Annotated in this window: 18 protein-coding genes and 1 tRNA gene; 13 read left to right on the forward strand and 6 right to left on the reverse strand. The window is 58.7% G+C overall.

The window, feature by feature from the left end:
- The first annotated feature begins 125 nt into the window (after positions 1 to 125).
- From ACZ5D1_RS14745 to ACZ5D1_RS14760, 4 genes are all read left to right on the forward strand, one after another.
- Positions 126 to 545 (forward strand): hypothetical protein, encoded by a 420-nt coding sequence (locus ACZ5D1_RS14745; RefSeq protein ID WP_464555295.1) that lies wholly within the window; start codon positions 126 to 128, stop codon positions 543 to 545.
- 540 nt (positions 546 to 1,085) lie between these two features.
- Complete coding sequence (locus ACZ5D1_RS14750; RefSeq protein ID WP_464555296.1) at positions 1,086 to 1,646, forward strand: tyrosine-type recombinase/integrase; 561 nt, start codon at positions 1,086 to 1,088, stop codon at positions 1,644 to 1,646.
- 432 nt (positions 1,647 to 2,078) lie between these two features.
- Positions 2,079 to 3,113: a tyrosine-type recombinase/integrase gene (locus tag ACZ5D1_RS14755; protein WP_464555297.1), complete on the forward strand. Its 1,035-nt coding sequence runs from the start codon at positions 2,079 to 2,081 to the stop codon at positions 3,111 to 3,113.
- A 29-nt stretch (positions 3,114 to 3,142) separates the two neighbouring features.
- On the forward strand, positions 3,143 to 3,499 hold the full coding sequence (locus ACZ5D1_RS14760; protein ID WP_464555299.1) for a hypothetical protein: 357 nt from the start codon (positions 3,143 to 3,145) through the stop codon (positions 3,497 to 3,499).
- A 301-nt stretch (positions 3,500 to 3,800) separates the two neighbouring features.
- Here the strand turns inward: ACZ5D1_RS14760 and ACZ5D1_RS14765 are convergent.
- Positions 3,801 to 3,876 (reverse strand) — tRNA-Ala (locus ACZ5D1_RS14765).
- 360 nt (positions 3,877 to 4,236) lie between these two features.
- Between ACZ5D1_RS14765 and ACZ5D1_RS14770 the strand changes: the two genes are divergently transcribed.
- The 7 genes from ACZ5D1_RS14770 (at position 4,237) to argC (ending at position 14,734) form a co-directional block, all read left to right on the forward strand.
- A complete protein-coding gene (locus tag ACZ5D1_RS14770; protein ID WP_464555300.1) occupies positions 4,237 to 6,633 on the forward strand; it encodes a mechanosensitive ion channel domain-containing protein in 2,397 nt (798 codons plus the stop codon).
- A 373-nt stretch (positions 6,634 to 7,006) separates the two neighbouring features.
- Positions 7,007 to 7,315 (forward strand): hypothetical protein, encoded by a 309-nt coding sequence (locus ACZ5D1_RS14775; RefSeq protein WP_464555301.1) that lies wholly within the window; start codon positions 7,007 to 7,009, stop codon positions 7,313 to 7,315.
- A gap of 718 nt (positions 7,316 to 8,033) precedes the next feature.
- Entirely contained in the window at positions 8,034 to 10,631 is a 2,598-nt protein-coding gene (polA, locus tag ACZ5D1_RS14780; protein WP_464555303.1) for a DNA polymerase I, read from the forward strand.
- Positions 10,632 to 10,707: 76 nt separating this feature from the next.
- Entirely contained in the window at positions 10,708 to 11,898 is a 1,191-nt protein-coding gene (locus tag ACZ5D1_RS14785; protein WP_464555304.1) for a class I SAM-dependent rRNA methyltransferase, read from the forward strand.
- Between the two features lie 29 nt (positions 11,899 to 11,927).
- A complete protein-coding gene (locus tag ACZ5D1_RS14790) occupies positions 11,928 to 13,103 on the forward strand; it encodes a pyridoxal-phosphate-dependent aminotransferase family protein (RefSeq protein WP_464555306.1) in 1,176 nt (391 codons plus the stop codon).
- A gap of 66 nt (positions 13,104 to 13,169) precedes the next feature.
- Positions 13,170 to 13,475, forward strand: a complete 306-nt coding sequence (locus tag ACZ5D1_RS14795) for a DUF1844 domain-containing protein (protein ID WP_011369154.1) — start codon at positions 13,170 to 13,172, stop codon at positions 13,473 to 13,475.
- A 185-nt stretch (positions 13,476 to 13,660) separates the two neighbouring features.
- On the forward strand, positions 13,661 to 14,734 hold the full coding sequence (gene argC, locus ACZ5D1_RS14800; protein WP_273238064.1) for an N-acetyl-gamma-glutamyl-phosphate reductase: 1,074 nt from the start codon (positions 13,661 to 13,663) through the stop codon (positions 14,732 to 14,734).
- A 307-nt stretch (positions 14,735 to 15,041) separates the two neighbouring features.
- On the opposite strand, the gene ACZ5D1_RS14805 is transcribed toward argC, so the two are convergent.
- Both ACZ5D1_RS14805 and ACZ5D1_RS14810 read right to left on the reverse strand, forming a co-directional pair.
- Positions 15,042 to 16,280: an HD-GYP domain-containing protein gene (locus ACZ5D1_RS14805; protein WP_011369156.1), complete on the reverse strand. Its 1,239-nt coding sequence runs from the start codon at positions 16,278 to 16,280 to the stop codon at positions 15,042 to 15,044.
- 181 nt (positions 16,281 to 16,461) lie between these two features.
- Positions 16,462 to 17,763 carry a phenylacetate--CoA ligase family protein gene (locus ACZ5D1_RS14810; RefSeq protein WP_464555309.1) on the reverse strand — a complete coding sequence of 434 codons (1,302 nt, stop codon included), beginning with the start codon at positions 17,761 to 17,763 and terminating at the stop codon, positions 16,462 to 16,464.
- A gap of 179 nt (positions 17,764 to 17,942) precedes the next feature.
- On the opposite strand from ACZ5D1_RS14810, the gene purD reads away from it, so the two are divergent.
- The gene (gene purD / locus ACZ5D1_RS14815; RefSeq protein ID WP_011369158.1) at positions 17,943 to 19,214 is read left to right on the forward strand and encodes a phosphoribosylamine--glycine ligase; all 1,272 of its coding nucleotides are present in this window, start codon (positions 17,943 to 17,945) and stop codon (positions 19,212 to 19,214) included.
- Positions 19,215 to 19,308: 94 nt separating this feature from the next.
- Entirely contained in the window at positions 19,309 to 19,815 is a 507-nt protein-coding gene (gene purE, locus ACZ5D1_RS14820; protein WP_027182193.1) for a 5-(carboxyamino)imidazole ribonucleotide mutase, read from the forward strand.
- 79 nt (positions 19,816 to 19,894) lie between these two features.
- On the opposite strand, the gene ACZ5D1_RS14825 is transcribed toward purE, so the two are convergent.
- From ACZ5D1_RS14825 to ACZ5D1_RS14835, 3 genes are read right to left on the reverse strand one after another with little or no spacing between them, the layout of a single operon-like run.
- A complete protein-coding gene (locus ACZ5D1_RS14825; protein WP_011369160.1) occupies positions 19,895 to 20,206 on the reverse strand; it encodes a hypothetical protein in 312 nt (103 codons plus the stop codon).
- A gap of 30 nt (positions 20,207 to 20,236) precedes the next feature.
- Entirely contained in the window at positions 20,237 to 21,025 is a 789-nt protein-coding gene (locus ACZ5D1_RS14830; protein WP_027182191.1) for an ABC transporter permease, read from the reverse strand.
- Positions 21,022 to 21,768 carry an ABC transporter ATP-binding protein gene (locus tag ACZ5D1_RS14835; RefSeq protein ID WP_464555313.1) on the reverse strand — a complete coding sequence of 249 codons (747 nt, stop codon included), beginning with the start codon at positions 21,766 to 21,768 and terminating at the stop codon, positions 21,022 to 21,024. Before ACZ5D1_RS14835 ends, ACZ5D1_RS14830 begins: the two co-directional genes overlap by 4 nt.
- Between the last annotated feature and the right edge of the window lie 93 nt (positions 21,769 to 21,861).

A 21,861-nucleotide genomic window follows, 5' to 3' on the forward strand; every position in this document is an offset into this window, starting at 1 on the left:
TCATATCCGACCACCATTTATAGCAATTCAAGGCCAGCGGGGCAATTCGGACTACCATTCAGCTTTTCCGTGCTTTTAGCCTGTTTCCTACAGATATTACCTCATAAAAACCAGGAGGTTCTATCATGGCGAAGAAGGAAGCTGGCAAGAAGCACTTCGAGTCCAAGTTCGATGCAAAGCTGCTCCGGCAGATGATCCAGGACGGCAAGAATGCTGACGAGATTCAGGACGCGCTCGGAGTCGTGTCGAAGCAATCACTCCGTCAGCATGTCCTCAAGCTCATTAACGAGGATCGCCAGTTCTACGAAATTCCGGGACTGTATGTCCGCAACCTGAAGAGACCGCAAGTCAATTTCAAGGGCGAAATCAGGCTCACCAAGAAGATGCTGGAGTTTCGGGACTCGACCTATGCCCACGGCGACCAGTTCGAGATGGACATCGACAATGAGCGCATTGTCCTCACCAGGGTCACAAACTTGCCGGAAACCACCGGCATGGACTCTGATGAATCCATTGATACCTCTGGCGACCAGTCGGAGGCGTAAACCCAGGCCGTGCCTGTCCTCAAATGCAGGGCAGGCGCGGTCACTCTTTTTCAAACGATGTCATTAATCTTGGATTGATAAAGATATTAATAGGCAATGGATAAAACCTTTCGGGAAAGGAGGTCATATGATCCCTAAAATGGCAGGCCGAGTAGGGACTGCCATCATACGAATCATGACATCAAAATTGTCCAAGAAAATACTCAAGTCAGTACTCATCGTTGTCATCAAAGAAAAGCTGTAAGAGTATTTTGGGGAAGAAGGCACTCTTATGGGTGCCTTCTTCTCTTTTTGTACTTGGGTAAACGGCCGACTTGCATTGCATCCGCTTTCATTTTCTCCGCGTTTACAGAGATATTTAATCTTACACCGGGGAATGTCCGATTTCCTCGAGAATCGGACATTTTGGGGCAACGACATGCTTTGTCAAAGGAATTGAACTGTTTACAGGCAAAGCCGGGGTAACCCTTTTCCCAGTGCCGTTTTGAACATTCGATTTTACCCTACCGGGACAAGCAAACGGACATTCAAGGAGGCAATATGCGAGTCGAGCCCATCAGAGAGGAACGACAGGTCAAGGCCATCAAGCGGCTGCTCAATGACACGCCTCGTGACAAGCTCTTGTTCGTCATGGGCATTAACAGTGGGCTCCGCGTCCAAACGCTGCTCAACGAACTGCGGGTGAAGGATTTGCTCTATGCCAAAGTCGGCGACAGTATTCCAGTGAAGGAGTCCAAGACCGGCAAGCTCAACTACCTCGTGGTCAACAAGGAGATCAAAAAGACCTTTGACGAATATTACGAGGCCTTGGAGCCTGAAGAGCACTTCTACCTCTTCCGCAGCCGTAAGGGCGCGAACTACCCACTGACGACCTATCGCGTCACTCGGTTGGTCAAAGGCTGGGGAGAGGCTGTTGGGATCAAGCACAATCTGGGAGCCCATACCTTGCGCAAGACGTTCTGCTGGTTCCAGCGCATGAAGTACGGGACGACCTGGGAGGTGCTCTGCAAGAGGCTCAATCACAGCTCGCCCAGTATCACCAGGGCGTACATGGGGGTCACAGAAGAATGCGTGGCCGAAATCCTACACCACAGCATCTAATATGTTCCAACCAAGGGCCCCTTCGGGGGCCATTCTCTTTTCTGGAAGAAAAACAAAGAAAGTTTGGCGCCACTCAGAGGTAAGTGTTTGGGAAAGCATAAGCGAATATGAAGCGAATATATGAGGTGTAGAAGGTGAAGTAGAAGCAATCTGTGATAATTTACAAGTTATTACAGCGTGTTATTATGGCTTCACTGTGTCTGCAACAGTCAAGGGGCCATATCATAACGCCAAGAGCGCCGCAACCTATTGCGGGTACTCTGTGGATCACTTCAAGCAACTTGCTCGGAAGTACCACGTACCAAAGTGCGGCCCGGCGATGAACCGCTATGCGGAAAGCATCCTTGACCAGTTCATGGCTGATCCAACTCGTTTCCTGCCTGAGCAGACAAAGCCGAGGAGACGTCAATTCAAACCCATCGAGGTGGAAATATGAGTGTTCACCAGAGAAAGGAAACGGGCTCCTGGTTCGTCCGTTATCGTGACGAGTTCGGAAACCAGGTTAACAAGTCCTTTGGCAAAGGCAACGAGGCAAGGGACAAGGCTTTCGCTTTCGATCACCACATGAAGGCGATGAAGCTGCGCGGGGAAGAGTTGTCTCAGGGGGCGGATTCCAGCGGTGAAGGCATCTATGCCGATGAGCTGGCCAACCTCTGGTACCATGATCGGATAGCGGCGGGCTGCGGCGAGTGGCTGAAGCAGTTGGCAGGCAACCTGAACCGTAACATTCTGCCCCATATCACCAAGGTGCCAGTGGAGAAGCTTACCCAACCGTACTTGGTGGGGTTCTTCAGCAAGAACTACAAGAACCGCTCCTCCACCACACGGAACCGCTACCTCTCGTACCTCAAGGTCATGTTCCAGTGGGGCGTCAAGCACGGCTACCTGGAGAAGAATCCGCTCGCCAATTGGCAGAAAGCGAAAGAACTGCCCAAAGAGCTGACACTGACTTACGAGAACGTTCAAAAGATTCATGCGGCGGCGGCTCCGCATATCCAATGGGCCATCGACATCTGTCTGAATCTCGGCGTCAGAACGGGCCAGTCGGAGCTTCTTTCGCTCAAGTGGAAAAACGTGGACTTCGAGAACAGTCATATCCGCGTCTTTGCGACCAAAACCAAATCGTGGCGCAGTATTCCTGTCCGTCCGGCGTTCCTCGAGCAGCTCCGTCAGATGAAGGCCAAGGCCAAAACGGACTTCCTTGTCGAGTATAATGGGAAGCCCATCAAAAGTTTTCACAACGGCTTTCGAAAGGCGTGCAGGCGAGCAGGCATTCCGGACGAAGTGATCAGCTACGATCTTCGCCACCTATTCTGCACCACCATGTTGTCCAAAGGAGCTGCGCCCAATGCCGTTTCCCGTCTCATGGGCCATGCGTCCACAAAGATGACGTTGGATCGCTACGGGCACATCCTCCCTGGCGATGCGGAACGCGCCATTTCCCTTTTGCCCACTGTGGATGGCTAAACAATACTCAACTTTTAAAGGAGAAAAATATGTGCAAAATTGAAGCTGTTGACCCGGGTGTAACCCTTGCCAACGCCTTTCGGCAGCGCCTTCAGGAAAACCCCCAACAGAAGCAGGAGCGTCAAAGCCGCAAGATGGTCATGGACCGTATTCGGTTTTTTACCGAGAAGGCGACTCGGAGCCTGCAACAGGAAGATGTCGTCTTTAGGCCCGGCGACTCCACCTCTCTGCACTTCGAGTTGGATGATTACTGCTTCGATGACGAAGGCAAAATTATCCACGATGAATTGAATGTGCTGGGCGAGATCACCGTGGTCATCTCTCAGCACCACGTCAAAGTTCTCGGCTCCGCGTTTCCGTCGGTGGAAGTGACCGGAGACGAGTAAAGCAGATGCACGAACGCTGGTAATGGAAAGGGGGACGTCAGAGATGGCGTCCCCTTTTGGCAACCGACAAGAGTAAGGCCCTGCGTTTTCAGATTCAAATGGACGGCATGCAAGTCCAAGTCATTACCACTGATATACAACGTGCATCACAGCCCTACACCGACTCATACTCAGTTATTTCGATAGGTAAAGATGCTTCTCGGCGGAGGGATGTTCACACCCGGTTCACCGGCAGGTTCACCGCAAAGAAAAAGGCCTAGTCACCTTGAAGGATAACCAGGCCAATTTCTTTGAAATTTTTTGGTGGAGCTGGACGGAATTGAACCGACGGCCTCTTGAATGCCATTCAAGCGCTCTCCCAACTGAGCTACAGCCCCAAAGCGAAGTTGATTCCTCTCTCAAAGAGAGAAAATTGTCAATACAATTTTTAAACATTTTTAGCTGCAGTATCTGTGCAGGCAGCCTCAGGCTGCACAGTGCTGACAGCCGGAGGCAACCACGCCCCCGCATGCAGCGCCATGCCCTGTGCATCCGGCAGCATACCGTCAGGGCACACAGTGCGCCCCGGCAGTCCTTGGGACGCACCTTGCGTATGCACATGAACCTGTTATGCTGCCTTTCCGCACATTGCCATACCGGCGCGCCGCGCTGCGGCGGAAGCCACAAATTACGGAACAGAGCATATGACACCTGCAGCACCCGCAATATCTCAAACTTTCCGGAACATTACTGCCCTATTGATCACCTTTGCCGCCGTGGTGCTGCTGCACGTCAGCGCCGCACAGGCAGAACAGTCACCGGAAGAGATTGAAAACAGTGAAATACTGCACCTTGTCGAGATAAAACAGCGCGAGCTGAACCTGCTGGAACAGTCGGACCTGAAGCTGCAGGAAGCAATGAAAGGCGCGCTGAAATCGGCATCGGAAACATACGAAAAAGCGTTGCGCGACTATGAGGAAGCCCAGCTTACGCACGGGCTTTCCGGCGGCACCCCCATGCTTACCCGGTCATCCGTACAGCGGTTGAACGCATTATACAACGATCTGGAAACAGCACAGGAGTCTCTTTCCAATGTGCGCGATCAGGCGCGGGTACGTCTGGAAAGAATAGGCGCTGTTGATGTGGCCCCGCTGCTCAAATCCCGTGACATTTCAGCGGCTACGCGCAATCTGGTAGACGCCTACCTGCGCGATCTGCGCAACATCCAAAGCAGGCTGGAGACACAGGAGGCCCGTGCCGCCAAGCTGGAAAGCAGGCTGGGCAAGCTGCGGCAAAACGTACAGGAAAGACGCCTGCAACGCGAAGAAGAGCTGGTTTCAAGCTGGCGGGATTTCTTTTTCCGCAACAAAGATCCGCTTCTTTCCGTGGAGCTGTGGCGGCAATCCGATTCCGTGGCGTTATGGGCATCCATGCTGATGACCGGCATGACGCGTGAACTGGGCATGCTGAGCAGCAACGCTTTTTCTGCGGTGCTGTTTGCGCTGGGCATCATAGGTCTGCTTGCGCTGGGCGGCGTGCCTGTCATCAGGTCGGCTACACGGGGTACCCCCGGCGCCACCCCGCAGGCCGTGCGGGCGCTGCACACCAGCTGCCTCATAGGCAGTATCGGTCTGGCCGTGGTCATAGCATCGTCGCGCATGTTTGCCGGAGCGGCCATATATACCAGCGTAGCCGGTATGGTGATGCTCGGCTTTGCCACCATTCGGGCTTCGGCCATTTTGCGGCGCATGATCAATACCGGATTCATACGGCTGTCACACAGCCCTGCGGCGGTGATGTTTCTGTGCAGCAGCCTGATTGTGGTCAGCGAGATGCCCGCCAAGCTGGCGGTACCGCTATGGGCCCTGCTGCTGGTTCTGTACGGGTTCTACATGAGCCTGCGCGACAGGCGGCGCGGTATTCACGGCAGCATAGCCAAAAGATCATGGTTCTGGCTGTGCGCACTGCTGCTCATAGTGGCCGTGGCAGGCTACGGCGTATTCTCCGCCTTTCTTTTTATGGTGTGGTTTGTTCTGTACGCGGCATACAGCGCCAGCATCGCGCTCACGGAACTCATCCACCTGCGCGGTGCCGCAAGCACGGCTGATTCCACGGCACTGGTCATGGGCAAAGGGGTTCTTGTGGGCATTGCCTCTCCGGGGGTGTGGCTGATGAGCTTCGGCGCCGGTCTTCTCTGGCTGTACGGCTTTGTCGGTCAGGGGGTGTTTGCCAGCATTGCCAATCTTGAACTGAGCTGGGAAGGTTTTTCACTCAAGCTGGCCAGCCTGCTGTTGCTGGCTGCTCTTTTTTACATCACGCGTGCCTGCACCACACTGGCGCGCGGCGCACTGGCACGCATGTCGCTGCACTGGCCCAGAGGCCAGCGGGGCGCTGTACTTTCACTGCAGACCACCGCCACATATGCACTCTGGGGCCTGTATGCGCTTATCGCGCTGCATATTCTGGGGGTAAGCCTGACCAGTCTCACGGTCATTGCCGGTGGCCTCAGCGTCGGTCTGGGGTTCGGCATGCAGACCATTTTCAACAACTTCATGAGCGGTCTCATCCTGCTGTTCGGACGGTCCATACAGCAGGGAGACATTATACAAGTGGGCGAACTGTGGTGCACAGTCAAAAACGTGACCATACGCACCACCATTGTGGAAACATTCGACAGCGCCACCATTCTCATCCCCAACTCGGACCTTGTGACCACACAGGTCACCAACTGGACAAAAAACAACACAACCATCCGGCGCGACATCCTTGTGGGAGTGGCCTACGGTTCTGATACGCGCAAAGTGGAAAAAACCCTGCTGGCACTGGCCAAGGCGCACCCCAATGTCATGCGCCGTCCGGAACCGCAGGTCATTTTCAGCAACTTCGGCGCCAGCTCGCTGGATTTCTTCCTGCGCATCTGGATAGATGACATCGACAACATGCTCACCACGGCATCATCGCTGCGCTTTGCCATTGATGAAGAGTTCCGCAAAGAAGAAATAGAAATAGCCTTTCCGCAAATGGACCTGCACCTGCGCAGCCTGCCCCCCTCGTGGCAGGTACAACCATCTGCGTCCGTCCGGCAGGAACACAACAACACTGAAGCGGAAGACAACATACCGTCTGCGCAGTCCGGCAACGACGCCCCGGCATAGGCATGTCCCTGTGTGCAACCCGCAGAGGCGGCACACAGACGCCCGCACAAGCGGCCGGAATACTGCCGCGCACGGCGGCAAGGGGGCGTCCGGACTATTTTCATCTTTTTGCGCGACAGCCGTTGACTGTGCACTCACTCAATGCTAGCTTTCTTCTCACGGGGGAATAGTCCACCTCCGTGACCCAGCCTCCTCATTCTGCGATGTATGCCCGAATACAACGCAGAAATGAATTGAAACCGCGCCCCCCACACGGCGCGGTTTTATTTTTGTTTCACTATGGCACATCGCCCGTTCCGGCTGACACGCCCCGCCTGCCCTGCTATACTCTGTGCATACAATACCCTTCAGACAACAGTCAGGAGGAGACACCATGCCAGCTCACGCCTGTGTGGGGTGCGGCTACTGCTGCGTCAAATCGCAGTGCCCGCCCAGCAATGCTCTCTTCGGTCCGCGGAGAATCTGCCCCGCCCTTTACTGGAACGGCGAATGTTACCGCTGCGCGCTTGCTGAACAAAGCGGAGCCGTGGGACGTCTGGTGCATGTGGGTTCCGGCTGCTGCAGTCCGCTGAACCGCTGGCGTCTTGACGTGCGCCCACGGGTAAGAACAGACACATGGAAACATGAAGGTATGCTGGACAAAAACGACCACCTTTGCCAGCGGCAGCTGTCTGTCCCCTGAAACCCGTGTAAAGAAGCCCACGCAAAGAAACCCGCTCAAAGAATCCCGCAGAACACGCAGTACGGGCGGCATGCAGGGCTCCGGTCACCGCCCGAAGCCCTGCATGCCGCCATAAAACAACTGTGCGTGATACGGCAGACGGCAGGGCACAGCAAACGGCCTGCCACCGGTGCTCCGTTACGGCATACCGGCACATCTTCAGGGGCTGCACATTCTCTGCTGACAACTTCAACGACAGCGCGCCAGCGTGACAGCCCGACAGCCGACAGCCCGCCCTGCCGTCCGACGGGACATCCGGCAACGCCCGCAACCTGAGCCCCTGCCCCGTTTCACGCCCCGAAGCATTGTCCTCGTTTTCCGGCTTGTCTTCCGACACAGTGGCGGCACGATAGCGGTACAGTGGCGGCACAGTCGCTACACAGAAGCACCGCCCCGTGACGCTGCATACAATATTGCGGACCGCCGGCTGCCGCACCGCCATCAGCGCCTGTGCGTAGTCTGCACGTGTCACATCTGCGCAGTGCGAAGCACGCAGACTCCGGCCGTGTACCCGCGTCTTTTATACCATTATGCTTTGGCAGACTGCCTGCACAGTTTACAGGACAGGGGGAAAATCGTTACCATACCTGCCTTGCTTGCGGCAGCCCCTGCGGTTCCCGCCAGACAATCCGGCACCAAACGCTGTCGCCGGACAGCGAAAACATCATCGAGAATTACCATGTCGCTCAAGGAACGCCTCGGCCTTGACAAGGAACCGGTCTACCTCATCGACGGTTCTGCATTTATCTTCCGCGGTTTCTACGCGTTTCAGAACATGCAGCGCTCCGACGGTCTGCCCACCAACGCCCTGTTCATCGTGCTGCGCATTCTTCTCAAGCTGCTGCGAGAAGAGCAGCCAGCCTACGCAGCTTTTTTCATGGACGGCAAAGGCCCCACTTTCCGCCATGCCCTGTACGACCAGTACAAGGCCAACCGCTCTGCAACGCCGGAACCTCTGGTACAGCAGCTTGACCCCATCCGCCGCGGAGTCCGCTCGCTGGGCATCCCTCTGGAAGTCTCGGACGGTTGCGAAGCCGACGACTGCATTGCCTCGCTGGCGGCAAAGTTCAAAAGCGAACGGCCAGTCATCATTGTGGGTGCCGACAAAGACTTGAAGCAGTGCATCGACGACAACGTGTACCTGTGGGATCCGGGAGCAAAACAGGAAAAACTGCTCGACCTTGCCGCCTTTACTGAGGAAACAGGACTTTCCCCGTCACAGTGGCCAGATTTTCAGGCGGTGATAGGTGATTCCAGCGACAATATTCCCGGTGTACCGGGTGTCGGCCCCAAAACAGCCGCCCAGATTTTTGCCGAATTTCCCACGCTGGAAGCCATTCAGGAAAACGAAAAGGCACTGAAGCCGGGTGTGCAGAAAAAATTTGCCGGTCAGTGGGACAACATATATCTGTACCGCCGCCTGACCACACTGGACACCGGCCGCTGCACAAGCCTTGCCCTCAAAGACATGACCGTGCAGTCAGTGGATGCAGACAACGCCGCGGCGTTCCTCAGAGAATTTGAGCTGCGCACACTGCTGCGGGAACTGCCTCAAAGCGTGCCGGTGCGTCCTGCCCGGTCCGGTGCAGCCGCCATGCAGCAGGCCTCGCTATTCGGAGAACCGCAGGCGGCCCCGCAGATTCCCTCATTCAGTTCCACAGACCAGTTACCTGCCGTTTCGGGCACGGTCGCCCTTGTACCCGCCGAAAAAGGCATCGCCGTAGCCTTTAACGGCAACGAGTACCTGTACACCGGAAAACCGGAAGATCTGGCCGCCCATATGGCGCAGACCGGCGCAATCAGCCGGATCATCGCTCCCGACGTCAAGGCGCTCTACCTCAGCCATACGTCATGGCGGGCCATAGAGGTACACCGCTGGTTTGACCTCGGACTCGCGGCATACCTGCTGAACCCCGAAGAACGCGACTATTCATGGACAAGCCTTGCGCGCAGAGCCGAAGAATTCGGCATTGACGCACAGACACCCGCCACGCTGGCGCTGACGCTGGCACAGGATGCCGCAGCCCGGCTTGAAGGCGTAGGACTGAGCGCGCTGATGGAAGAGCTGGAAATGCCGCTTATTCCCGTGCTGGCAGACATGGAGCTGCGCGGCATACGCATCAACCGCGCAGAATTTTCAGGATTTCTTGCCGAAGTGCAGAAGGAGCTTGATCGGCTGACACAGGAAGTGTACGCCGTGGCCGGCGGCCAGTTCAACATCCGCTCATCGCAGCAGCTGGGCGAACTGCTGTTCGGCACGCTGGGACTTAAAGCAGGCAGCAAGACCAAAGGCGGTCAGGCATCCACCAGTCAGGCCGTACTGGAAAAACTGGCGGGCAAGCACCCTGTCATCGATACCATTCTGGAATACCGCAAGCTGGAAAAACTGCGCTCCACTTATCTGGAACCGCTGCCCAGACTGGCGCAGGAAAACGACCGCATACATACCACGTTCAACCAGCTGGCCACGGCCACAGGCAGACTTTCTTCAAGCCAGCCCAACCTGCAGAACATTCCCGTACGCGGTCCCATGGGACAACGCATGCGCCGCTGCTTCACCGCCGCCCCGGGCAACAAACTGGTGGCAGCGGACTATTCGCAGATTGAACTCCGTGTACTGGCACATGTCTCCGCAGACCCCACACTCATTGAATCGTTCACCCGCAATGAAGACATTCACAGCCGCACGGCAGGCCTGCTGTACGATGTGACCGCCGCGGACGTGACACCCGACCAGCGCCGCAATGCAAAAACCATCAACTTCGGGCTGATATACGGCATGGGCCCCCAGAAGCTGGCGCAGGAACTTAAAGTGACACTGAACGAAGCCAAAGAATTCATCGAACGGTATTTCAGCAAACTTTCGCACCTGAAAGAATTTTACGACAACGTGGAACAAAGTGCCCGCGAACACGGTTTTGTCACCACACTGGCGGGCCGCCGCAGACTGCTGCCCGAAATCCATTCGGACAACAACCAGCTGCGGTCTCAGGCCCGCAGGCAGGCCATCAACACCGTGGTGCAGGGCAGTGCCGCCGATATCATAAAAATTGCCATGCTAAAGGCCGCAGCGGACGAAACCCTGCAGCAGCTGAACGCCGCGCTTATTCTGCAGGTGCATGACGAACTGCTGCTTGAAGCGCCTCAGGACGTCGCAGAAGCCGCAGCAAAACGTCTGGCAGACATCATGTCGTCCGTGCGTCCCGGCGGCGCGGCACTGGACGTTCCGCTGGCCGTGGATTACGGCATCGGCGACAACTGGGGTCAGGCGCACTAACAGGCCTGACGGCACAATAAAAAAGAGACCCGCAACACCCCGCGACCGCACCGCGGCGCGAAGGACCCGACAGATAATGAGACGACTGTACCTGAAGAAGGGCGAGGAGCGCCGCCTGCGCATCGGCCACCAATGGATTTTCAGCAACGAGGTGGACACAGGCAAAAGCCCTCTGCACGACTTCACCCCCGGAGAAAATGTAACCGTTTGCAACTCCGGCGGTTCTCCCGTTGCCTCGGCGTATGTCAACCCGTCATCGGTCATTGCGGCCCGCGTTGTTTCACAGCAGCCCGACACGCCGCTTGATGCCGGACTGCTGCACAGACGCATAACGGAAGCTCTGGCCATGCGGCAGATGATTTTCGACAGACCATATTACCGCATGGTATTTGCCGAAGGCGACTGGCTGCCCGGCCTCATCGTGGACCGGTACGGCGATTTTCTGGTGGCGCAGCTGACAACGGCAGGAGCCGAAGCCGCCAAACCGCAGATAACCGCGGTACTGAAAGATGTGGTCAGACCGCGCGGACTCCTGTACCGCAACGACAGTGCCAATCGCGGAATGGAAGGTCTGAAAAGCTATGTGGAACAAGCCTTCGGACACATTCCCGACACGCTGGAAATAGAAGAAAACGGAGTACGTTTTTACGCGCCGCTGATGGAAGGGCAGAAAACAGGCTGGTTTTATGACCAGCGCATCAACCGCAGAGACTTTGCCTCGTTCGCACAGGGCAAAAAGGTGCTGGATGCATTCTGCTATGCAGGCGGGTTCGGTGTGACCGCAGCGGCTGCCGGTGCCGCACAGACCACGTTTCTGGACGCCTCACCGCTTGCGCTGCAGACAGTGGAAGCCAACGCAGCCCTTAACCGCGTCAGCGGCAGTGTAAAGACAGTGGCCGGAGACGCGCTGGAAACACTTGCCAGACTGCGCGATCAGGGCCGCCGCTACGATGTCATCTGTGTTGACCCGCCGGCGTTCATCAAACGTCGCAAGCACCAGAAGCAGGGGCTAAAGGCGTACCAGCGCGTAAACGAGCTGGCCATGGAACTGGCAGAAGACGGCGGCATCCTGATGAGCTGCTCCTGTTCGCAGCATCTTTCCGCCGACGAGCTGCGACGCGTGCTCAACCGCGCCGCCCGCCGGGCAGGCTGCCGCATTCAGACGCTCACTCAGGGACATCAGGGCCCGGACCACCCTGTTCATCCGGCCATGCCGGAAACGAATTATCTGAAAACATTCACCGTGCGGGTCAACCGCACAAGCTGATTCAGTACCTACCTGAACCGGAGAATCTCATGCTGAACAAGCCCAGAATGCTCACCCCCGGCCCCACGCCCATACCCGCCGCAGTGCGGCTGGCCATGGCGCAGGACATGATCCACCACCGCAAACCCGCGTTCAAAGCCGTCATGGCCGAAACCCAGCGGTTGCTCAGACCGCTTTTCGGCACTGCGCAACCCGTACTGCCGCTGTCATGTTCCGGCACGGGCGCCATGACTGCCGCGGTCACCAACCTGTTTTCCGCCGGTGAAAAGGTGGTGGTGGTGGAAGGCGGCAAATTCGGCCAGCGCTGGACAGAAATTGCCCGCTCGCACGGTCTTGTACCCGTGGTCATCGAGGTGCCCTGGGGCAGCGCGGTAACCGCGCAGGCCGTCAAACAGACGCTGGAACAGCACGGCGATGCGGCGGGTGTGCTGGTGCAGTGCTCGGAAACATCCACCGGTGTCATGCATCCCGTCCGCGAGATAGCCGCCGTCACGCGCTCCGCCGAAACACTGCTGGTGGTGGACGGCATTTCCTCGGTGGGGCTTTCGCCCTGTCCCATGGACGAATGGGGAGTTGACTGTCTGCTCACCGGCTCGCAAAAAGGACTGATGCTGCCCCCCGGTCTGGCGCTCATCGCCCTGTCCGAGCGGGCCTGGGCCCGTACCGCCACGGTGACGCCCTCATGCTTTTACTTCAACCTGCGGGCTGAACGTAAAAATGCCGAAGCCGACCAGACGCTGTTCACAACGCCTGTCAGCCTGATAATCGGACTGCGCGAAAGTCTGCGCATGTACGAAGAAACAGGGCTGGAAGAGGTTTTCCGCAAGCAGTGGGCGCTCACACAGATGACGCGCACCGGTGTAAGCGCCATGGGGCTTGCTCCCTTTGTGGCCGCGGACTACGGCTGGGGGCTGACCAGCATAGCACTGCCCGGAGGGATCGACGGCACTGCGGTGCTGGCCCATGCCGCGCAGCATTACGGCGTTATCATGGCCGGAGGACAGGACCACCTGAAGGGCCGTATCATACGCATGGGACACATGGGCTGGGTGGACTGGGGCGATATAGCCGCCGGTCTGCACGCACTGGCAGAAAGCTACCGCGCCTGCGGGGGCTACATAGGCTGCCGCGATTATATCGAACAGGCCTTGCAAGCCTACAACGAGGCATTACTCTCCTACGCAGAGAACAACCCGTTCGCCTGAGACGAAAAAACGGCGGTGCGGCAGCGCGTATGACGCTGCCGCAGAAACGGCATCAGGAGTCATCGCATGTCAGAAGCACAGGAAAAAAGCGGCTGCGGCTGCACCGGCAAAACCCCCGAAGGGCAGATGCCCTCCGTGACTTTTTCCACATTCATTCTTTCGCTGGCGTCCTCGGCGCTGGTGCAGCTGGGTGAAGTACCCGACCCCGAAACCGGACAGACCGGCGAAAACCTGCTTATGGCGCGCCACAGCATAGACGTGCTGCAGATGCTGCAGGAAAAAACGCGCAGCTGTCTGGATGCGGACGAGGCACGGCTGCTGGAAGGCCTGCTGTACGAACTGCGCATGAAATATGTTGTGAAATCGCGCTAACCCGGCCCGCATGACACCCGCAGGCCGCACAGGACGCCGGATTTTTTGCCGGTGCGGCGTGACGGCAGCGGCATGCCCGGCGGCAACGCATACTATAAGACCGGCGCGCCCGCACCCGCGGCACGCCGCACGCTACCGGTCCGGCTGCAACACAGGCCGCACCGCCGCATCTTCCGGAGGAAAAAATGACCACTGGCGCCACCAAGGCAGCCCCCGTCCGCGCAGGTCTTGTGGGAGCTACCGGATACACCGGCATGGAGCTTATCCGCCTGCTTCTGGGACACCACAGCATGGAGCTGGTGCGGGTGACATCCCGCGCAGAAGCCGGAAAGCGGCTCGACGACATCTATCCTTTTACACAGGGCACCCGCTACGGCGGGCTTGCCATCACGGAACCGGATGCGGAAGACCTTGCCGCGGCCTGTGACATCGCCTTTCTGGCGGTACCCCACGGCGCCGCCATGGAGATGGCCGCACAGCTGCATTCACGCGGGCTGAAAGTGGTTGACCTTTCCGCCGACTTCCGTCTGCACGACAGCGATGTATATGAGCAGTGGTACAATACCGGCCACACCCGTACGGAAATGCTCGGACAGGCCGTCTACGGGCTGCCCGAACTGTATGCAGAACAGACCCGCAACGCCACGCTGGTGGCCAACCCCGGCTGTTACCCCACCTCTGTCATTCTGGGCCTGTACCCTGCCCTCAAAGAAGGAATGATTCTGCCCAACGGCATTGTCATCGACGCCAAGTCCGGCGCCACAGGGGCAGGGCGCAAGGCATCCGTGCCCTCGCTGTTCTGCGAAGTGCATGACTCCTTCCGTGCATACGGCATCGGCACCCACCGTCACACGCCGGAAATAGAACAGGAGCTTTCAGCCATTGCCGGCGCGCCGCTGACGGTATCCTTCAACCCGCACCTGCTGCCTGTCAACCGCGGCATACTGTCCACCATATACACCACGCTGCAGCACGAAATGAGTGCAGACGACGTGCAGGCCATCTATGAAAACGCCTACGCGGACAAACCATGGGTGCGCGTGCTGCCCAAAGGCAGGCTGCCCGCACTGCGCAATGTTCGCGGCACCATGTACTGCGACATGGCACTGGTGGTCGACCCGCGCACGCACCGCCTGATCATTGTTTCGTGCATTGACAACCTGTGCCGTGGTGCATCGGGGCAGGCTCTGGCCAATGCCAACCTCATGCTGGGCCTGCCGGTGAACACCGGCCTCGATCTGGCCCCGCTGGTTCCCTGACCGCCGGAAAAATAAAACGCCCCGCCGCGGCATCAGCCGCAGCGGGGCGCTTTCACGTTCAAAAAAACAGTTCTGCCAGCCCCCCTGCACGGCGCACCTGCAGCTGGCAGCCGTCATCTTCCGGAACATCCCGCCCCGCACCGGAGCATTACGGTAACTGCCTTCCGCCGCAGGGCCGCTCAGGCTCCGCCGGACACAAAGCACTCCCGCCCGCGCCGTCACGCAGTTTCAGGGTCTGCCATGCTGCGCTGCCGCCACCTGCAGAGCGGTGCAGATTCATTATGCCGGTCCGCCATGCCTGCGGTTTTCAGGATGCCGCCCCGTCCTGCAGAACCCTTGCCGCATCAATGCCCGCATGTGCGGCCTCCAGCGTTTCCGTAACAGAAACAGAGATGACATCCGCCAGCCGGATGAGTCGCGGCGGGGCCGGTCTGCCCAGCGGGTCGCGCACCACAATAACTTCCGGACGCAGCGGCACCGCAGGGTCCGTGGCGGATACAACCCCCACCTGCCCCGTATTCAGACGGACAATCTGGCCCACGGGATAAATACCGATGCACTTGATGAAGTGTTCGACATACCCCGGATAAAACTCTTCACCCGCCATGCTGTACAGAATGGAAAGCGCCTTGTTGGGCAGCATGGCATTCTTGTAGGGACGCTTGCTTGTCAGGGCGTCATACACATCCACCACGGCGATAATCCTGCCTGCCTCGCTTATGGCATCACCTTTCAGACCGGCAGGATACCCCGTACCGTTAAATTTCTCGTGGTGCTGCAGCATGCCCTCCAGCACCATGTCGGGAATCCGGCCTCCGCCGGGCAGTACATCCCTGCCCAGCACAGGGTGCCGCTTCATGACCGAAAACTCTTCCGGCGTGAGTCTGCCCGGGCAGTTGAGTATGAAATCGGGAATAAGCGCCTTGCCCAGATCATGAAAAAGCCCCGCGAGACCAATCTGTCGCAGGGCTACGGTATCAAGGCCGAGGTACTTGCCGAAAGCCACGGCAAGCAGCGAAACATTGAGACTGTGCGTGTAGGTGTACAGGTCGTAGGCACGCAGCTTGGCGAACCCGATAAGCGCGCCGGCATTGCGGCTTACAGACTGAATAATGTCTTCGACCAGCGGTTCAGCCGCTTTCAGATCAACAGGTCTGCCTTCGCGCGCGCCCTCCATAAAGCCCCGCACAAAGGTGATGCTTTCCGAATAAATGGCTTTGGCGGCAAGCATCTCCTGCGCCACAGGCACCCGCTGCGCCACTGCGGAAACTGGACTGTCCGCCGTTGCGCTGACAGCGCGCGAAACATGCTCGGCATCGGTCAGCGGTTCCAGTTCTGCCAGATCATCCGGCACAGATCCTTCAAGACAGCGGCGCAGGTCAATGACGGCCTCTTCGTATCCTTCAGACAAAACGCGCCCGACGGCCTCTTCATCGGCCAGCACACCTTCCGTCATATACAGATACGGGTTTTCAAGCCATGAAAGCCCCACATCCACCACATACATACCGGGACGCAGGTCCTGCGCCTTGATTTTTCTGTACACGGTCGACGTCCTCCTTCCGCACAAGCAGGACGCACCGCAGCACACGCTTTTTCAGCGACGCTGCCGGCAGACTCCCGCACGTCCACACCAAGGAAAACACCCCGCCGCAGCACACGCAGCGGCAGAGTCTGCCGTCCGACCCCCATCTCGCGGCAGAAAAATGTCAGTTACGCACTACTTACTATTCCTGTTCGCGCAAGTCCACCACCCGCTTAGATTTGGCAAAGGAACGAGGCAGCTCACCGTGGGCTGCCAGTTCCACACCGCAGCGGGCCATAAGCTTGCGGTGCAGCTCGTCCGCCACGCTGCGCACCAGCGCAGCTTCACCTTCACTGCCCAGCCCGGGGGCATCCTGCGCACGTTCAACCCGCAGCTGCATGGCGTCCCTGCCGTCGCGGCGGGTCAGCGTCAGCTGATACTCCGCCCCCAGTTCCGCATGCTGCTGCAGCACGTCGGCTATCTGACCCGGATAAATATTCACCCCGCGGAAAATAATCATGTCGTCGGAACGGCCCAGAATATGGTCATGCCGCGGGCATTCCAGACCGCAGCTGCATCTGCCGGGCAACATGCGTGTAAGGTCGCGGGTGCGGTAGCGGATAAGAGGCGCCGCCTCTTTGCGCAGCGATGTGACAACCATCTCGCCCACCTCGCCGGGGGCCACCGGTTCCAGCGTCACAGGGTCCAGCACTTCTATGATGAACATGTCTGCCCAGTAGTGGATGCCGTCATGGGCGCGGCACTCAAGCCCGGTGCCGGGACCGTACATTTCGGTCATACCGGCAATGTCAAAGCTGTCTTCCAGCCCCAGCCGTTCCTCAAAGGCTTTGCGCATCTTGGGGCTGTGCGCTTCGGCGCCGAATATGACCTTTTTCAGCCGCACCCTGTCCAGCAGCCCGTGGCGCTCCACTTCTTCACTCATCAGCAGAGCCATGGACGCAGTGGAACACAGGCACGTCACGCCCACATCAGTCAGCAGCTGCAGCTGCATTTCCAGATTACCAGGCCCCACAGGCACGGCCATGGCCCCGAAATGTTCGCACCCCAGCTGAAACCCCGCACCGGCCGTCCACAGCCCGTACCCCACGGCTATCTGCACCCTGTCTTCCACAGACAGACCGGCAAGCTCGTAGCAACGGGCCATCATCAGTTTGAAATTTTCCACATCGGTGGCTGTATAGGCCAGAATCTTGCGCTTGCCCGTGGTTCCCGAAGAAGCGTGGATACGCACCACATCTTTTTCCGGCACGCTGAGCAGCGGCAGCGGATAGCCTTCGCGCAGGTCTGCCACGGTGGTAAAAGGCAGCCGGCGCAGATCGTCCAGCGACCGTATGTCGCCGGACTGCACACCGGCAGCAGTCAGAACTCCACGATAAAACGGGCTGTTGCGCAAGGCATGCTCAACGGTCCACTGCAACCCCGAAAGCTGCACAGCTGCAAAAGCATCATCTGAAAGATCAGGCAAAAAGCGGTAACGGGACATGGCTAGACTCCCTGAGCGTCGGAAAAAGGAACATATACCCTGCTTGCCCGCAGGCCGAAAAAACTGTACCTAGTGCCCACGAAAAGCGCCCCTACGGGGCCTGACCGTGCTAACACGAAACACGGCGGGGGAAAACCCCGGCCACACCGCCCCTGCCACAGACATCCGGAGGCCCACCCGTGAAGATCCTGATTGTCGGCTCCGGCGGACGCGAACATGCCCTCGCATGGAAGCTGCGCCAAAGTCCGCTCGTCGACGAGCTGTTCATCGCCCCAGGTAACGGCGGTACCGCCCTTGAAGGCACAAACGTGCCCATCGCCGAAGACGATCTGCCTGCCATCGTGGCCTTTGCCCGCGAACACAGCATAGACCTTGTGGTACCCGGGCCCGAACTCCCCCTTGTTCTCGGCATCAAGGATTCCCTTGCCGCCGCAGGCATCGCCTGCTTCGGCCCCAACGCTTTTTCCGCCCAGCTCGAAGGCAGCAAGGCCTTTGCCAAGCACATCATGCGCGAAGCAGGCGTACCCACTGCCGACTTCGGCGTGTTTGACGATTTTTACGAAGCCCGTGACTATGTGCTGCGTCATGGCGCGCCCATCGTGGTAAAAGCCGACGGGCTGGCCGCGGGCAAAGGTGTTGTGGTGGCCCGCACCACGGAAGAAGCCATCGAAGCCCTTGATGACATCATGGTCAAAAAAATCTACGGCAGCGCCGGAGCCCATGTGGTGGTGGAAGCCGCACTGGCCGGAGAGGAAGCATCGTTTCTCGCGCTGGTGGACGGCGAAACCATAGTGCCCCTGCCTTCGGCGCAGGACCACAAGGCCGTGGGCGAGGGCGACACCGGTCCCAACACCGGCGGCATGGGCGCATACAGCCCCGCACCGGTCCTGCCCGCAGACCGCTGGGACGAGATGACCGAACTGGTCATACGCCCCATCGTACGCACGCTGGCCGCCAAAGATACACCTTTCTGCGGCGTGCTGTACGCCGGACTCATGATGACCGCGGACGGACCTTATGTGCTGGAGTATAATGTCCGCTTCGGCGATCCGGAATGCCAGCCGCTGCTCATGAGGCTGGACGGCGATCTTGCAGCCATCATGATGGCTGCCGCCACAGGCAGGCTGGACAGCGTGCCCGTGACATACAATCCCCGGACAGCGCTTGGAGTGGTCATCGCGGCACAGGGGTATCCGGGCAGCTATGATTCGGGCATGGAAATCAGCGGCATAGAAGAAGCAGAAGCAGACGGTGCCAAAGTGTTTCAGGCGGGCACCAGCCTGAAAGACGGCAAAACGGTCTCCCGCGGGGGACGTGTGCTGTGCGTCACCGCGCTGGGCGACACGCTGGCTCAGGCGCAGCAAAAAGCCTATGCCGCCGCAGACCGCGTACGCATGGAAAAAAGCTACTACCGTCGTGATATAGGCAACAAAGGCCTCTCACGGGCGTAATACATCTTCAGCGGGGCACAGCTCCGCAACCGGGACTGCGGGCCGCCTGTGCGGCCCGCTCTGATATCCACCATCAACCTGTATGGAGTAGACAATGCCTCAGGTCGGCATTTTCATCGGAAGCATCTCTGACGAGGAAACCCTGCGCCCCTGCACCGAGGTGCTGGACAAGCTGGGCATCAGCTATCTGTTTACTGTCAGTTCCGCGCACCGTACCCCTGAACGCACGGAATCGCTGGTGGATACGCTGGAAAAAGACGGCTGTCAGGTCTTTATCTGTGCCGCAGGCATGGCCGCCCATCTGGCGGGCGCCGTGGCCGCACGCACTCTGCGCCCTGTCATCGGGGTACCTGTCACCGCCTCAAAACTGGGCGGCATGGATGCGCTGCTGGCAACGGTGCAGATGCCTCCCGGATATCCGGTGGGCACCGTGGCACTGGACAAGGCAGGCGCCAAAAACGCAGGCTGGTTTGCCGCGCAGATAATCGCCCTGAACGACCCGGAACTGGCACAGCGCCTTGCCGCGGCACGCAAGGAGTTCACCGCCGAGGTGATACGCGCCGGAGAAGATCTGGAACGCCGTATGGCACAGGGCAGATAATCCCTGTCCTCAGACCGAAAGCAAGGGCCGTGATCGCATGCGATCACGGCCCTTTTCTGCTTTTCTGCACAGGTTGCCTTTACGCCGTGCCGAAAACATCAGGCAGCGAAGGTTCCCCCTCAGGCGCAAGACGCACCACCTGCAGCTCAAACTCGGTTTCTTCGGGGCTGCACTGGGGGCAGCCGTGCGACATTATCATACAGCGTTCATCAAGATCGCGCACAGAAATGCCCGCATCCTGCAGAATATGGGTTGTTCTTCCCTTTTCCCAGAAAATCGGCCTGCTGCATTTGTGGCATTCCACAAACAGCAGCTCGGGGTCAAAGCCCCCGGCAAACAGCCGTTCCGACAATACGCCGCGCCGGAACAGCGCTTCGATGTCGTGTATCAAAACTGATCCCCTTTTATGTTGTACTGCCGCTCATCTGTAACGAACCAGCAGACGGTGTCCTGTACCGAAGCAGCGCCTGCGCACCAGCCGCAGCACCAGAAAGCTGCTGAGCGCCGTTGCCGCCACTATCATCAGCATGACCACAATCTGGTAGCGCACAGCTTCCGCGGGGTCGGCACCAGCCAGAATCTGACCGGTCATCATGCCCGGCAGCGAAACTATGCCCACGCCCATCATGGAATTGATGGAAGGCACCATGCCGGACTTCAGCGCGTCCCGGAAAATATCGCGGCTCGCTTCTTCGTAATCGGCGCCCAGACAAAGGCGCATTTCAACTTCACTGCGTCGCAGGCGCAGTTCCGTGAACAGCCTGTCCAGCGAAATGGCAAGGGCGTTCATGGAATTGCCTGCCACCATTCCCCCTATGGGAATGAAATAGCGGGGGTCCCACCACGGGCTGGCCTGCACAATGACCGCCGTCACAAGCATGGTGACAAGCATGAAACTGAATGACGCGGAAAGAAAGGTCGGCCCGAAATAGGATACGCCTGTCTCCCCCACTCTGTCACGCACGATTCGCGATGCAAACCATGTCATGACCACATATATACATAATACCGCCACAGCGTTCTGCAACCCGAAAAGCAGGCGCAGTATATATCCCATGGCCATAAGCTGCACAAAAGTGCGCACAGTGCCCCATGCAAGGTCGCGCTCAAGACGCAGGCCGTACCATACTGAGACCGCCCCGGAAAGCAATACAAACCCCAGCGCAAAACACAGCTGCCACCACTCGATGGCAATGTATCCGGACGTCATGCCACTCCCTCCCCGCTGTCCGCAGTGCATTTTCCGGCAACACGGTCACGGCTTCCGGCATCCGGCCCCGCGGCACCGGACGCCTGTGTACATCGCGGCACCTCTGCCGACGGCACCTCGCGCACCCTGCCGCCACAGACTTCCACCCTGCGCCTGCCTGCCCCGCGGCATGCTCCTTCGGCATGCGTCACCATCAGCAGAGTCACACCTTCGGCATTCAATGCCGCCAGCCTGCTGTCCACAACGCTACGGCTTTCCGGGTCAAGCGCGCTTGTGGGCTCGTCCAGCAGCAGCATCTGCGGACCGGCAAGCATGGCGCGGATGATGCACAGCCGCTGGCGCTGCCCCACGCTCAACACGGACGCGGAGTCGTCCAGCCCCACGGATGACAGCAGAAACCTGTCCAGCCAGTGCCGTAATGCCGCATCATCAGGACGCCGCAGCGCGGCATTGGCGCGAAAACCGAAAGCGAGCAGCAGATTGTGGCGCACCGTTCCTTCATCGACCACGGGGGTCTGCTGTATGAACCCCACCCTGCGCCGCAGTTCGTGCACATCCAGTTGCGCCAGCGGCTGACCGTCCAATGCTATGCAGCCCGATGCGGGCTCCTCCAGACGCGCGGCAAGGCGCAGCAGGGTTGACTTGCCCGCACCGGAAGGTCCGGTAACCAGCACATGGTCACCCGCGTAAATGTCCAGCGCCACATTGCGCAGCCCCGTACCGCCGGGCCAGAAAAAACTCATGTCACAAAATGATAATACCGGCTTCATATTCCCTCACGGTTCTGCTTCTCATACGGGCGCACCGTGTCAGCCGCGTTACGCGCCGCACTTTAC

It is taken from the genome of Oleidesulfovibrio vietnamensis (assembly GCF_055388115.1).

Bases quoted from the DNA above. Each gene is read 5' to 3' on its own strand.
- ACZ5D1_RS14745 (WP_464555295.1), top strand. From the start codon at position 126: ATGGCGAAGAAGGAAGCTGGCAAGAAGCACTTCGAGTCCAAGTTCGAT.
- ACZ5D1_RS14750 (WP_464555296.1), top strand. From the start codon at position 1,086: ATGCGAGTCGAGCCCATCAGAGAGGAACGACAGGTCAAGGCCATCAAG.
- ACZ5D1_RS14755 (WP_464555297.1), top strand. From the start codon at position 2,079: ATGAGTGTTCACCAGAGAAAGGAAACGGGCTCCTGGTTCGTCCGTTAT.
- ACZ5D1_RS14760 (WP_464555299.1), top strand. From the start codon at position 3,143: ATGTGCAAAATTGAAGCTGTTGACCCGGGTGTAACCCTTGCCAACGCC.
- ACZ5D1_RS14775 (WP_464555301.1), top strand. From the start codon at position 7,007: ATGCCAGCTCACGCCTGTGTGGGGTGCGGCTACTGCTGCGTCAAATCG.
- polA (WP_464555303.1), top strand. From the start codon at position 8,034: ATGTCGCTCAAGGAACGCCTCGGCCTTGACAAGGAACCGGTCTACCTC.
- ACZ5D1_RS14785 (WP_464555304.1), top strand. From the start codon at position 10,708: ATGAGACGACTGTACCTGAAGAAGGGCGAGGAGCGCCGCCTGCGCATC.
- ACZ5D1_RS14790 (WP_464555306.1), top strand. From the start codon at position 11,928: ATGCTGAACAAGCCCAGAATGCTCACCCCCGGCCCCACGCCCATACCC.
- ACZ5D1_RS14795 (WP_011369154.1), top strand. From the start codon at position 13,170: ATGTCAGAAGCACAGGAAAAAAGCGGCTGCGGCTGCACCGGCAAAACC.
- argC (WP_273238064.1), top strand. From the start codon at position 13,661: ATGACCACTGGCGCCACCAAGGCAGCCCCCGTCCGCGCAGGTCTTGTG.
- ACZ5D1_RS14810 (WP_464555309.1), bottom strand. From the start codon at position 17,763: ATGTCCCGTTACCGCTTTTTGCCTGATCTTTCAGATGATGCTTTTGCA.
- purE (WP_027182193.1), top strand. From the start codon at position 19,309: ATGCCTCAGGTCGGCATTTTCATCGGAAGCATCTCTGACGAGGAAACC.
- ACZ5D1_RS14830 (WP_027182191.1), bottom strand. From the start codon at position 21,025: ATGACGTCCGGATACATTGCCATCGAGTGGTGGCAGCTGTGTTTTGCG.
- ACZ5D1_RS14835 (WP_464555313.1), bottom strand. From the start codon at position 21,768: ATGAGTTTTTTCTGGCCCGGCGGTACGGGGCTGCGCAATGTGGCGCTG.